14 protein-coding genes and 1 tRNA gene are annotated in these 12,777 nt (G+C 69.4%); 4 read left to right on the top strand and 11 right to left on the bottom strand.

What is annotated here, in order from left to right:
* Window positions 1-306, top strand: a 306-nt coding sequence (locus RJQ01_RS11505; protein ID WP_350476866.1) for a hypothetical protein, incomplete at its 5' end; no start/stop codon positions are given.
* 78 nt (window positions 307-384) lie between these two features.
* Here RJQ01_RS11505 and RJQ01_RS11500 read toward each other — a convergent pair.
* A tRNA-Lys gene (locus RJQ01_RS11500) sits at window positions 385-457 on the bottom strand.
* A gap of 155 nt (window positions 458-612) precedes the next feature.
* On the opposite strand from RJQ01_RS11500, the gene bcp reads away from it, so the two are divergent.
* Complete coding sequence (bcp, locus tag RJQ01_RS11495) at window positions 613-1,086, top strand: thioredoxin-dependent thiol peroxidase (RefSeq protein ID WP_350476865.1); 474 nt, start codon at window positions 613-615, stop codon at window positions 1,084-1,086.
* A gap of 21 nt (window positions 1,087-1,107) precedes the next feature.
* Here bcp and RJQ01_RS11490 read toward each other — a convergent pair whose 3' ends face one another.
* Complete coding sequence (locus RJQ01_RS11490) at window positions 1,108-1,500, bottom strand: hypothetical protein (RefSeq protein WP_350476864.1); 393 nt, start codon at window positions 1,498-1,500, stop codon at window positions 1,108-1,110.
* Window positions 1,501-1,697: 197 nt separating this feature from the next.
* Between RJQ01_RS11490 and RJQ01_RS11485 the strand changes: the two genes are divergently transcribed.
* Window positions 1,698-1,946 (top strand): WhiB family transcriptional regulator, encoded by a 249-nt coding sequence (locus tag RJQ01_RS11485; protein WP_293172174.1) that lies wholly within the window; start codon window positions 1,698-1,700, stop codon window positions 1,944-1,946.
* Between the two features lie 28 nt (window positions 1,947-1,974).
* Here RJQ01_RS11485 and thiL read toward each other — a convergent pair whose 3' ends face one another.
* Window positions 1,975-3,075, bottom strand: coding sequence for a thiamine-phosphate kinase (gene thiL / locus RJQ01_RS11480; protein WP_350476863.1), 1,101 nt, complete (start codon window positions 3,073-3,075; stop codon window positions 1,975-1,977).
* Window positions 3,076-3,100: 25 nt separating this feature from the next.
* On the opposite strand from thiL, the gene RJQ01_RS11475 reads away from it, so the two are divergent.
* Window positions 3,101-3,601 (top strand): DUF3515 family protein, encoded by a 501-nt coding sequence (locus RJQ01_RS11475; RefSeq protein ID WP_350476862.1) that lies wholly within the window; start codon window positions 3,101-3,103, stop codon window positions 3,599-3,601.
* Window positions 3,602-3,695: 94 nt separating this feature from the next.
* On the opposite strand, the gene RJQ01_RS11470 is transcribed toward RJQ01_RS11475, so the two are convergent.
* Genes RJQ01_RS11470 through leuC form a run of 8 tightly spaced genes read right to left on the bottom strand, consistent with a single transcriptional unit; the run spans window position 3,696 to window position 12,682 of the window.
* Entirely contained in the window at window positions 3,696-4,844 is a 1,149-nt protein-coding gene (locus RJQ01_RS11470; protein WP_350476861.1) for a D-alanine--D-alanine ligase family protein, read from the bottom strand.
* 18 nt (window positions 4,845-4,862) lie between these two features.
* Window positions 4,863-6,461 (bottom strand): Mur ligase family protein, encoded by a 1,599-nt coding sequence (locus RJQ01_RS11465; RefSeq protein ID WP_350476860.1) that lies wholly within the window; start codon window positions 6,459-6,461, stop codon window positions 4,863-4,865.
* Entirely contained in the window at window positions 6,461-7,210 is a 750-nt protein-coding gene (locus RJQ01_RS11460; protein ID WP_350476859.1) for an alpha/beta fold hydrolase, read from the bottom strand. Before RJQ01_RS11460 ends, RJQ01_RS11465 begins: the two co-directional genes overlap by 1 nt.
* A gap of 54 nt (window positions 7,211-7,264) precedes the next feature.
* Window positions 7,265-8,299, bottom strand: coding sequence for an NAD(P)H-dependent glycerol-3-phosphate dehydrogenase (locus RJQ01_RS11455; RefSeq protein ID WP_502885266.1), 1,035 nt, complete (start codon window positions 8,297-8,299; stop codon window positions 7,265-7,267).
* 40 nt (window positions 8,300-8,339) lie between these two features.
* Window positions 8,340-9,125, bottom strand: a complete 786-nt coding sequence (locus RJQ01_RS11450; RefSeq protein WP_350476858.1) for a lysophospholipid acyltransferase family protein — start codon at window positions 9,123-9,125, stop codon at window positions 8,340-8,342.
* 41 nt (window positions 9,126-9,166) lie between these two features.
* A complete protein-coding gene (murA, locus tag RJQ01_RS11445; RefSeq protein WP_350476857.1) occupies window positions 9,167-10,558 on the bottom strand; it encodes a UDP-N-acetylglucosamine 1-carboxyvinyltransferase in 1,392 nt (463 codons plus the stop codon).
* Window positions 10,559-10,595: 37 nt separating this feature from the next.
* On the bottom strand, window positions 10,596-11,192 hold the full coding sequence (leuD, locus tag RJQ01_RS11440) for a 3-isopropylmalate dehydratase small subunit (protein ID WP_350476856.1): 597 nt from the start codon (window positions 11,190-11,192) through the stop codon (window positions 10,596-10,598).
* A complete protein-coding gene (gene leuC, locus RJQ01_RS11435; RefSeq protein WP_350476855.1) occupies window positions 11,192-12,682 on the bottom strand; it encodes a 3-isopropylmalate dehydratase large subunit in 1,491 nt (496 codons plus the stop codon). The genes leuD and leuC overlap by 1 nt, the downstream gene beginning before the upstream one ends.
* Window positions 12,683-12,777: the final 95 nt, after the last annotated feature.

The following is a 12,777-nucleotide window of genomic DNA, read 5'->3' as shown; positions in this document are numbered from 1 at the left end:
TGTAGCCCCACCCCGCTCTCGGCCGCCTGGATGCGGGCTGAGCGAATCCGACCCACCGCCGACTCTCGACCGATAGCGTGGAGCCACACGACGAGGGAAGGTCACCGCATGCGCAAGTACATTCTGAACGGTGCCGTGGTGAGCGCCGTGTTCTCCGCCTGGAACGTCATCTCCACGACGCGGCATGGCCCGCGCGATTGGCGTCTCGCCCTCATGTGGGCGAGCTGGGGCATCAGCGTCGCGATCGCCGTCGGCACCGTCATGGAGGAGAACAAGGCGATCGACGCCCCCGGCATCGACGACTGAGCTGATGCCCTGACGAAGCGCGGCCTGCCGCGGCACGAGAAAACCCCGGCAGCTGGCGAGAGCGAACCGGGGTTTTCGTACACCCCCCGGGACTTGAACCCGGAACCCACTGATTAAGAGTCAGTTGCTCTGCCAATTGAGCTAGAGGTGCATGAGGCCTGAACGGCCGAGAGGAAACACTACCACCGCGGCGGGGCAGCCTCCACTCGGGATGCTCTCAGTGAGCATCCCGCCCGCATTCATACACTGGAACTCTCGCCGCGGAGCCGACCTGCGCCGCGCATCCCATTCACGCAAGGAGCCCCCATGGCCAGCACGCGACTCGAAGCGGGAGCTCCCGCCCCCGCCTTCACCCTGCCTGACAAGGACGGCACCCACGTCTCGCTCAGCGACTTCGCCGGCCAGAAGGTCGTGCTCTACTTCTACCCCGCCGCCTCCACGCCCGGGTGCACGACGCAGGCGTGCGACTTCCGCGACAACCTCGCCTCCCTTGCGAGCGCGGGCTACCAGGTGCTCGGCATCTCCAAGGACTCCGCGGATGCCCTGCAGACGTTCGCCGACGAGCAGAACCTCACCTTCCCGTTGCTGAGCGACCCCGACCTGACCGTGCACGAGGCTTACGCCGCCTACGGCGAGAAGTCGATGTACGGCAAGACGGTCACGGGCGTGATCCGCTCCACCTTCGTCGTCGACGAGCAGGGAGCCCTCCAGCACGCGCTCTACAACGTCAAGGCCACCGGCCACGTCGCGAGCCTCCGCAAGAAGCTCGGGCTCGACTGAGCAGCCCGAGCCTCGCGGCGATCAGCCCCGTAGTGACAGGTACTGGGTGATCGTCGGCGTGAGCGCGAGCACGATGCCCACGATCGAGGGGATGATGATCCACGACGCGATGTCGGGTCGTGGCACGAAACCCTGAAGACTGCCGACGCCGATCGCGAGCTGCAGGAAGTGGTAGACGAGGATGCTCCCGCGCGTCCAGGCGCGCGCCCGCCAGACCCCCGCCGTCATCGCGACAAGCCATATGGCGACGAGCGCCGTGAGTCCGACGAGAGTGAGAGCCGTCGCGGGAAAGTCCGCCTGCCGAACGACGAACTCGACCGTCAGAGCGGCAGTGAGGACGGCGACGAAGCCGGCCTCGAGCGCGAGCAGGATGACGAGCAGGATGACGAGGGGTGTCCGCCGGGTGTCCGACACGAGAACCGTCCTATACAAAGCTATTGATTTGACTCAGGCCCTGTGAGAGCCTATATGCGGTTGATCTGACGCCTACAGTGACGTGGGCGACATCCCTCTCAGTCTCACTCGCCCCCTTTTCGTCGGCGAGTTCACGATGTAGCGCGTCCTCAACCGTCACTCGACGTGCTACGGCAATGCACAAAGGAGCACGTCTTATGGATTGGCGCGACAAAGCCGCCTGCCTGACCGCAGACCCCGAACTGTTCTTCCCCGTCGGCAACACCGGCCCCGCCGTGGACCAGATCGAGAAGGCCAAGACGGTCTGCGGGCGGTGCACCGTGACCGAGACCTGCCTCCAGTACGCCCTCGAGACCAACCAGGACTCTGGTGTGTGGGGTGGCCTCAGCGAGGATGAGCGTCGCGCCCTGAAGCGTCGCGCCGCCCGCGCCCGCCGCGCCTCCTAGTCGCCCGAGCGACCCGCCGAACGGGGCGTCAGCCGAGATCTCCCGTCCACTCGTCGAACGAGTCCCAACCGCCGCGCGGAGAGAAGACTCGGCCGCTGACCAGTAGGGCCGGACCGTCGCCCCCCGGCTTCACGACGCGCCCGATCACCCTGAAGCCTCCCGGAAGCGACTGCCCGGGGGCTGTCGCCGGCGGAAAGGTCGCGAGGAGGGAGTGATCCTCCCCGCCCACGATCACGGACGGCAGCAGGGAGGCATCCACACCGGCCGCCATGCAGACGGCGGCAGCATCGAGGTCGAGACTCACCCCGCTCGCCAGCGCGATGCGCCGTGCGTCAAGCGCGAGACCGTCGCTCAGGTCGAGCATCGCGGTAGCCCCCGCGAGTGCGGCGGCGACGCCGTCCGCGATCGGCGGCCGCGGCGCGAGTTGGGCAGACACGGCGTCAGGATGCTCGGAACGCAGTCGAGCGGCGGCCCCAGCATCCGGTGCCCCGTCGTCATCGACCGCCCGCTCGAACAGCAGGGCCAGCCCCCGCGCGGCTCGACCGAGCGGGCCTGAAACCGCGATCACGTCGCCCACGCGCGCGCCATCCCGCCGCACGGCATCACGGCCCTCCAGGTCGCCGAACGCGGTCACGGCGATCGTCAGGGTGGGTGACACGCTCAAGTCTCCGCCGACGACTCCGCAACCCGGTGCCAGTTCGACGCACGCGTCGCGCAGCCCGTCGGCCAGAGCTTCCAGATCGACGAGGGGCGTATCGGCTGGTGCCGCCAGCGCGATGACGAGCGCCGTAGGGCGGGCCCCCATCGCCGCCACATCGCTGAGGTTCGTCGCCGCAGCCTTGAACCCCAGGTCGTGCATGCTCGACCATGCCAGACGGAAGTCCGGGCCATGGATCATCATGTCTGTCGTCACCACATAGCGGCTGTCCGGTGCCGCAAGCACCGCGGCGTCGTCGCCGGGGCCCAGCACTGCCGCCTCGCTCGACGGCAGTCGAGGGATGATGCGTGCGAGAGCCTCGAGCTCGCCGACCACGCCGAGCACGTCGCCCTCGCCGTTCACACCGCCCTGGCCGCGTGAGGCTCCCGCGGCGTTGCCTGCACGCTGCGCGCTGGACTCGGCTTCGCTCATGCGCTCAACGGTAGCCTGAACGACGATGAAGACCCGCTCCCGCCCCCTCGCCCTCGCGGTCGCCGCACTCGCCGTCGCACCCCTTGCAGCCTGCGCACCGACCGTGCCGCTCGACGCGGCGCCCGAGGCAAACTCGGTGGCTTGCGCGGAGATCTCCGTGCGCCTGCCGCCGACCATCGGAGACCTCGACCGTCGCACCACGAACGCCCAGGCCACCGCCGCCTGGGGTGAGCCTACGGCGGTCATCTACCGTTGCGGTCTGCCCGACATCGGCCCGAGCGACCTGCCGTGCTTCGATGTCGACGGCGTGGACTGGCTGCTCGACGAGAGCGACGCCCCCCGGTACGTCTTCACCACCTACGGGCGCACGCCCACGACCGAGGTGATCGTCGACATCACGTACATCGCAGGGGCGGACGCGGTGCGCGCGGTCAGCGGTGCGGTCGCGGCCACCCCGGCCGAGGCCCGATGCCTCTCCGCCACGGACGTCTTCGGCGGTGGCACAGTCACCCCCGAGTCCGACTAGCGCCCGCTCACACGCGCAGATCTGACGCAGATCGGCGATATGGCGCCAGGCAAACGCCCTTCTGCGCCAGATCTGGCACGAAAGGGCGCGGCGGTTAGGCGCGCGGGCCGTCGAGGCCGACGAGCTTGCCGGCGATGCCGCCTGCGGCTCGCAGCGCGGCGCCTCCGCCGAACCCGGCCTGGGGGAACACGATGCGCCGGTCGCGAGCCTCGGTGAGAGCATCCACGAGAACGGTCGCCGCCGGCTGCTGCGGTGCCCACAGGTACAGAGACAGCGCGCCGGGGATCGAGTTGACCTCGTTCACGAACAGCTCGCCGCTCGCCTCGTCGAGCAGCAAGTCGACGCGCACGATGCCGGTGAGCCGCGTCACGTCGGCGACGAGCTCGGCGAGCTCCCGGGCCCGTGCGTGGACGGCGTCGGGCACCTGCGCCGGAAACTCCCTCGGCGCGCTCGTGAGTCCCGCGTCGTCGCCGGCCCCGCCTGCCAAGTACTTCTCGGCGTAGCTATACAGAGCACTGCCAGCCTCGCCTCGTAGCGGCTTCTCGAGCTGGGTGATCTCCAGACCGGGATAGGTGCGGAAGGCGATGTTCAGGTCAACGAGCTCCGGCCGGTACGGCTCGAGGACGGCCCCCGTACGCAAGTGCACGCTGCTCGCCGCGAGCGCGCGCGCCGCAGCAATGTCCTCCGCGATCTCGATGCCGATCGACGACCCGCCGAAGCGCGGCTTGACGATGTAGGGGCCGTCGAAGGCGGGCTCGGTGAGCGTGGAGACTGCCTCACGGGCAAGGCTCGGGATGCCCGAAGAAGACATGAGGCCGCCGAACGCGAGCTTGTCCATGCCGACCGCGCCCGCGAAGAGCGTGGACCCGGTCGCCGGAACGCCGAGGAGTGAGAACACCGCAGCGGCGCCGCCGCCCTCCCCGACGCCGCCGTGCAAGCAGAGCAGCGCCGCCTCGATCTCGAGTCGCTCGGCGCCGAAGGTCTTGCGACGGTACAGACCGGGGTCGCCGGAGACCCGGGCTTCGAGCGCTGTCGACTCGCGGGGCGCACCCTCCAGGTAGTCTTTCGCCTCGGTGCCGGCGGGAACCCGGAACCAGTCGCCCGTGGGCGACCAGTAGATCGCGACGACGTCGTGGCCGGCCGCAGTCAGCACCCGCTCGGCCTGCAGGCCCGTCAGGATCGAGATCTCGTGCTCGGGGCTCGGGCCGCCGAACACGACGGCCCAGGGGGCGGTTCCAGCCATATGAAGTGGGTTCCGGGTTCAGGGGTAGTGGTCGGGCAGGTCGTTCTCATAGAGGATAACGCCCCGCTCGCCCGCGACCGCGACGGCCTCGGCGACCGCGCGCTCGCGCGAGCTCACAGCATCAGCACCGAGGGCCTCCGACGTGGCCGTGCTCGCGTAGCCGCTGAGCAGGGCGGCGCGATTGGTGCGCGCAACCGCGAACAGCCGTGCTCCGACCGCACCGATGGCCGCCCCGAAGGCGTGGTTGCGCTCCGCCTGCACCGGGCCGAGCTCGACCATGCCCGGCGTGACGACGACGAGCGGCCCGCCACGCTCGGTAGCCAGCGACGCCGCACTCTCCAGCGCCCGCAGCGACCCAACGGGGTTCGCGTTGTAGGTGTCATCGATCACGAGCGCACCGACGGGGGACTGCTGCACTTCAGCTCGATGCTGCGACCCCGGAAGCGCATCGAGACGGGAGGCGATGACGGGAGCCGGCACACCTGCGGCAAGGGCGATGCCCGCGGCGACCGCGACGTTGACGCCGTGGCCCGTGCTCGCAATGGTCACCGGCACTGGTGCAGCGTCGCGGCCAAGCACGATCGTCGCCGACGCATCGCCTTCCCCGGGGGCGAGCACGACGTCTGCGTCGGTACCCGGCACGCAGCTGACCGTGACGACCCGCTTGCCCGACAGCCGATCGGAGGCCGCGAGGGCGGCCAGTCGCGCGTCGTCGATCGGCAGCACGACGGTGCGCGCCCGATCGGTGATCGTCGACTTCTCCTGCAAGATCGCCTCGGTCGTGCGCATCCGTTGCAAGTGCGCCTCCCCGATCACGGTGATCGCGGCGATGTCGGGCGGGAAGTGCTCGCAGAGCTCCGCGATCTGGCCGGGAGCATCCATGCCCATCTCGGCCACGAACATCTCCGTACCCGGTACGAGCTTGTCGTTGACCGACCTCGACAGGCCGAGCCTGTTGTTGAAGGATGCGGGGCTGGCGACGGTCGCGAACGTGCCGCTCAACAGGTGCGCGACATAGTTCTTCGTGCTCGTCTTGCCGTACGAACCGGTGATCGCCACGACGGTGGGGCGAACCTGGGTGAGGCGCTTCTTCGCCGCTGCGACATACCGCTGCGACGCCGCCTTCTCGATCGGCGCGGTGATCGCGAGCGCGAGATCCGTGAGCGGGGCGCTGAGCAGGAGCGTCAGAGCAGGCCCAGCGGGCCCCAGCAGCGCCGTGAGGGCCGCGCCGACAGCGAGATGAACGATGACCCACACCACGAGCAGCCGCTTCACCCGCGACGTCACAGCCAGAGGCTTCGACGTGCCTCGGACACTCAGGCCGAACGGCAGCAGTCCCAGAAGCACGATCGCGGGCAGCGGCAGCGCCTGCAGTACGGGCACGGGCACGAGCACGGAGGCGGCGATCGCCACGACCACGACCGCCGCCGCAGGGCCCGACCCCGGCTCGCGGCGCACCCACAGCCACGCCATGCGCGTTACCGACCCGGGAACGTAGTGCTCCCGCTGCGCCACGCGCACCCAGCGCGCCGCGACGGCGATCGCCGCGATGGCAGCAAGCACGATCGCGCTGACCGTGAACGGCAGGATCAGAGCCGACGCGACGGCGCCGACCATCACTGGTCCCCCGCCGTCTCGGCGATGAGCGCGAGAAGCTCTTCGCGCACGGCGAGCTCCAGGTCCCCCTCGAGCAGGTGCGCGCTGCCCGGTACGACGCGGAAAGGCGACCCGACGCGCTCCGCGGCCCTCCGCCCGGCCTCCGTCGGAGCCGCGGTGTCGTGCTCGCCCCACACGAACCGCACAGGCACAGTGCCTGCGGCGAGCGCGTCCAGCTCGTCGTCGTAGGTCTCGTTCACCACCCGCACCAGGATCCCGCGCAGCGTACCCTGAGCCGCGCGGTAGTCGGCCGATCCGCGCGCGTTGCGCAGGGCATCCATACGCTCGTCGCTCAGCAGGCCGCGGCGATTCGCCCAGCGCGCGAGGCGATAGCCCAGAGGCGGCGCGGCAGGGGCCTGCAACCGCACCAGCGGAACCCCCGTGAGCACCAGTCCCCGCACAAGCTCTGGGCGGCGAGCAGCCACACGGGCAGCGACGCGGCCTCCGAAGGAGTGGCCGACGATGATCACCGGGGCGTACGCGGCGATGGCCTCGGCAACCAGCTCGGCGTAGTCCTCGGTTCCCCACACGTCGTCGGGCACCGGAGCCGGGCCGAACCCGGGAAGGTGCAGGCACACCGCATCCAACCCCGAGACGATCGTGCCGAAGTCGGTGCCGTCGCGCGCCCATCCGTGCAAAGCGACAACAGCCGGAGGGGTCGCCCCGTGCTTCTCGGCAAGGACGCGGCCGCCGGCGAGGGTCGTGATCACGAGAGTCAGCCTACCGAGGCAGCACACCGGGTGCGGCTCGAGCGCGCCTCCGCCCTACTCGCCCTGCGGCTCGTCGGAATCCGTGGCGAGGTGCGGGGCGAGCTCGCGAGGGTCGAGGGTGCCCTCGAGCACGCGCGCCACCTGGGCCACGATCGGCATCGACACGCCCTTCGTGGAGGCGAGCTCGAGAATCGGTCCGACCGAGGAGAGCCCCTCGGCCGTCTGGTTCATCTGCGAGATGACCTGCGCGAACGCGTAGCCCTGGCCGAGCAGTCGGCCTGCTGTGTTGTTGCGGGACAGCGGCGATTCGCACGTCGCGATGAGGTCGCCGAGCCCGGCGAGCCCCGTCATCGTCTCCGACCGCCCGCCGAACGCGACAGCGAAGTCGGTGATCTCGACGAGCCCGCGCGTGATGATCGAGGCCTTCGTGTTTTCGCCGTAGCCCACGCCGTCGGCGATCCCCACGGCGACCGCGATGAGGTTCTTGAGCACCCCGCCGAACTCGGTGCCGACGACGTCGGTGTTGACGAAGCAGCGGAAGTACTCGTTGGAGGCGAGCTGCGCGACGGCGACGGCGGTGTCGCGATGGGCGCTCGAGACGACGGCCGCGGTTGGCTGGCGCTTCGCGATCTCCAGGGCCAGGTTGGGGCCGCTGACCACGGCGATGCGCTCGACGTCGATGCGCAGTTCGTCACGGATCACCTCGCTCATGCGCAGGGCGCTGCCCTTCTCGACCCCCTTCATGAGGCTGACGACCGGCACATCAACCGGAACGATGTCGCGAATCGAGGCGAGATTGGCCCGCAGGCTCTGGCTCGGCACCGAGAGGTAGACCTGCTCGGCTCCCGCGAGCACATGCTCGAGCGAGTCGTGGCCGCGCAGATTGTCGGGCAGATTGATGCCGGGCAGGTAGCCGCTGTTGCGGTGCGTCTCCGTGATCTCCTGCGCGACCTCGCGGCGGCGCGCCCACATGACCACATCGGCGCCGCCGTCGGCGAGAATCTTCGCGAACGTCGTGCCCCACGATCCGGCGCCGAGAACCGCGACGCGGGCAGCATCAGCATCGAGCTGCGGCAACGGCAATCGCACCGCTTCCGTCAGCGGCGGATGCTCGCGCGGAGCTCCCGCGTCACTCAAAGCGGCCCGTCTCGGCCTGGTTGTTCTTCGACGGATCCCACCGCTCCGCGGGCGGGACCTCGTCGCGCAGGTCTCCGAGCAGGCCAGCGACCGCGGCCATCACGCGCTGGGTGCCCTCGGCGAGCGTCGCCGAGTCGAGCGGTCGCCCCTCGAGGTCACTCAGGTCGACGGGGTCGCCGATCTTGCAGTAGACCGTCTTGCGCGGGAAGAAGCTGATCTTCTTCGAGTACCGAGCCATGATCTTCTGGGTGCCCCAGTGTGCGGCCGGAATGATCGGCACACCGGCGGTGAGCGCCATGCGCACCGCGCCGCTCTTGCCGCGCATCGGCCACAGGTCGGGGTCGCGCGTGAGCGTGCCCTCGGGATAGATGATGATCGCGAGTTCGCGATCGACGAGCTGCTGCGCCGCCTTGAGCGGGGCATCCGAACGGCCGCGACCCTCGCGCTCCACCGGGATCTGACCCGACCAGCGCAGGATCGCGCCGAGCACCGGAACGCGGAAGACGGACGCTTTGGCGAGGAACCGGGGCACGCGGCCGAGCTTCCACATGAAGCGGCCCATGATGACGGGATCGATCTCGCTGTAGTGATTGGGGGCGAGGATGAAGGCGCCCTGACGCGGCAGCTTGTGGCCGTCGATGACGGGGTAGCGCGCCATGAGCGTGAGCAACGGCAGGCACAACGCCGCGATCGCGTACCAGAGGGCGGTCTTCTCGCGGCGTCGACGGCGCGCGGGTCGGCCGTGCTCGTCGACGGTCGCGGGGGTGGCGTCAGTCACGGGTACAGGCTAGTGCGTGACGAATTCCGGCGCAGGAATGGTCAGCGCGCAGTGTCGGACGCGACTGCCGAGGGCAGCTCGAAGTCGGCGCCGAGCTGGCGCAGCTTGTCGATGAAGAGCTCGTAGCCGCGGCTGATGATGCCCACATTGCTCACCGTCGACGTGCCCTCGGCCGCGAGTGCGGCGATGAGGTGGCTGAAGCCGCCGCGCAGATCGGGCACGCGCACGTCGGCGCCGTGCAGGGGGGTCGGCCCCGTGATGACGGCCGCCTGCTCGAGCGGTCGACGGGGCACGCGACGCGTGATGGAGGCGAGCCCCGACTGGTGCACGACGATGTTCGCGCCCATCTCGTTGAGGGCCTCCGTGAATCCGAACCGGTTCTCGTACACCGTCTCGTGCACGACCGACTCGCCCTCCGCCTGGGTCAACGCCACGATGAGCGGCTGTTGCCAGTCCGTCATGAAGCCCGGGTGCACATCCGTCTCGATCATGACCGGCTTGAGCGGCCCACCGGGATGCCAGAAGCGGATGCCGTCCTCGAGCACGTCGAACTCGCCGCCGACCTTGCGGTACACGTTGAGGAAGGTCATGAGCTCTTGCTGCGTGGCGCCGCCAACCGTGATGTCGCCTCCCGTGGCGAGCGCCGCGGCCGCCCAGCTCGCAGCCTCGTTGCGATCGAAGATCGCCGTGTGGGTGTAGCCGCGCAGCGTCTCGACACCCTCGATGACGATGACGCGGTTGGGCTCGACGGAGATGATCGCGCCCATCTTCTGCAAGATCGCGATGAGGTCCATGATCTCGGGCTCGATCGCGGCATTCTTGAGCTCGGTGGTGCCCTCTGCTCGCACCGCCGTGAGCAGCACCTGCTCGGTCGCCCCGACGCTGGGAAACGGCAGCTCGATGTCGGCCCCGACGAGCTTCTGCGGCGCGGTGAGGTGGATGCCCTGATACGACTTCTCGACGACTGCGCCGAAGGCGCGCAGGGCGTTGAGGTGGAAGTCGATGGGGCGATCGCCGATGCGGCAGCCGCCGAGGTCGGGGATGAAGGCCTCGCCGAGCTGGTGGAGGAGGGGGCCGCAGAACAGGATCGGGATGCGGCTGGAGCCCGCGTGCGCGTCGATCTCGGCGAAGTGCGCGCCCACGACGTTGCTCGGGTCGAGCGTGAGCACGCCGGGTGCGGACGAGTCGATCGCGACGCCGTGCGCCTTGAGCAACCCGCTCACGACGGCGACGTCGCTGATCTCCGGCACGCCCTTGAGCGTGCTCGGGGTGTCGGCGAGCAGCGAGGCGACCATCGCCTTGGTGACGAGGTTCTTGGCGCCGCGCACCTCGACACGCCCACGCAGCGGCTTGCCGCCGTGGATGGTGATGCTGTCGGAGACAAGACCGACGCGCGCGGCGGCCTTCTGGGAATCCTGAGCGAGCGAGTTCATGCGCCCTTTCCTGATGCGTTGTCGCGTCGCGCCCGCGTCAGCGAGCGGGCAGAGTGGTCGGCCGCCAGCTATCGCGGCGAGCCTCGAAGTCGGTGATGGCCTGCTCGTCGCGCAGGGTGAGCGCGATGTCGTCGAGCCCTTCGAGCAATCGCCAGCGTGTGTAATCGTCGATCTCGAACGTGGCCGTGATGCTTCCGACCCGCACGGTGCGCGCCTCGAGGTCGACCGTCGCCTCCATGCCGGGGCTCGCCTCGAGCTCCGCCCAGAACTGCTCGACCGTCGCTTCATCGACCTGGCCGGCGAGCAGGCCCTGCTTGCCGGCGTTGCCGCGGAAGATGTCGGCAAACTTGGGGCTGATGACGGCGGCGAACCCGTAGTCGCGCAGGGCCCATACGGCGTGCTCGCGGCTGGAGCCGGTGCCGAAGTCGGAGCCGGCGATGAGGATGCGAGCGCCGGCGAACTCCGGCCGGTTGAGGATGAAGTGCGGGTCCTTCCGCCATTCGTGGAAGAGCCCGTCGTCGTAGCCGGTCTTCGTCACGCGCTTGAGGAACACCGCAGGGATGATCTGATCGGTGTCGACGTTCGAGCGACGCAGCGGCACGGCGACTCCCGTGACGGTCGTGACCTTGTCCACTACGCGCTCACCCCCTCGATGCCCGTGAAGGCAGAATCGACGGCGATGCCGTCGGCCAGCAGATCGGCGGGGCTGGAGAGCGTACCGCGGATCGCCGTCGCCGCCGCGACGAGAGGGCTCACGAGGTGGGTGCGTCCGCCCTTGCCCTGGCGACCCTCGAAGTTGCGGTTGCTCGTCGAGGCGCAGCGCTCCCCCGGGGCGAGCTGATCGGGGTTCATGCCGAGGCACATAGAGCACCCGGCGAAGCGCCACTCGGCGCCGAACTCCTCAACGATCTTGTCGAGCCCTTCGGCCTCGGCTTCCAGGCGCACACGCGCCGAGCCGGGAACGACCATGACGCGCACGCCCTCGGCCTTCTTCTGGCCCTTAATGATCGAGGTGAACGCGCGCAGGTCGTCGAGTCGACTGTTGGTGCAGGAGCCCATGAACACAGCATCGACCGGAATCTGCTTCATGGGGGTGCCCGCGGCGAGATCCATGTACTCGAGCGCCCGCTCGGCGGCGGCGCGCTCGTTGGCGTCGATGATGGTCGCGGGGTCGGGAACGCTCTCGTTCAGCGAAACGCCCTGGCCCGGGTTGGTACCCCACGTGACGAAGGGCTCCAGCTCGTTCGCGTCGAGGTAGACCTCGGCGTCGAACACCGCGTCATCGTCGGTGCGCAGCGTGTTCCAGTAGTCGACCGCCGTATCCCAATCGGCGCCCTCAGGGGCGTGCGGGCGGCCCTTCAGGTAGGCGTACGTCGTCTCATCGGGCGCGACCATGCCAGCCCGGGCGCCCGCCTCGATCGACATGTTGCAGATCGTCATGCGGCCATCCATCGAGAGCGCGCGAATTGCGGAGCCGCGGTACTCGAGAACGTAGCCCTGGCCGCCTCCCGTACCGATCTTCGCGATGACGGCGAGGATGATGTCTTTGGCCGTGACGCCCGGCTTGAGCTCGCCCTCGACCGTGATGGCCATGGTCTTGAAGGGCTTGAGCGGCAGTGTCTGCGTCGCGAGAACGTGCTCGACCTCGCTCGTGCCGATGCCCATGGCGAGGGCGCCGAACGCGCCGTGGGTGGAGGTGTGGCTGTCGCCGCACACGACCGTGATGCCGGGCATCGTGAGGCCCAACTGCGGGCCGACAACGTGCACGATGCCTTGCTCGACGTCGCCGAGCGAGTGCAGGCGGATGCCGAACTCCTTCGCGTTGGCGCGCAGCGTCTCGATCTGTTTGCGGCTCGTCGGCTCGGCGATGGGCTTGTCGATCGCGAGCGTCGGGGTGTTGTGGTCCTCGGTCGCGATCGTCAGGTCGGGTCGGCGCACCGGGCGCCCGGCGAGGCGGAGGCCGTCGAAGGCCTGAGGGCTCGTGACCTCGTGCACGAGGTGCAGGTCGATGTAGAGCAGGTCGGGCTCGCCCTCCGCGCCCTCGGCGACGAGGTGGGAGGCCCAGACCTTCTCGGCGAGAGTGCGAGGCCGGTCTGTCGTCGTGCTCACGGAATCGGTCGTCATGGGTTGGCACCCTTCTGGCAGTTCGAATCGAAGCGGCCGCGTCGAGACTCCGCGGCGAGAATGCGACCTGGGGTGATCAGGACTCGCCGCGGCGA

The organism is Microcella sp., from assembly GCF_040286215.1.
Lineage (GTDB): Bacteria > Actinomycetota > Actinomycetes > Actinomycetales > Microbacteriaceae > Microcella.
Note: the sequence above shows the minus strand (reverse complement) of the source record. Positions and strands in the feature narration are given on the sequence as shown.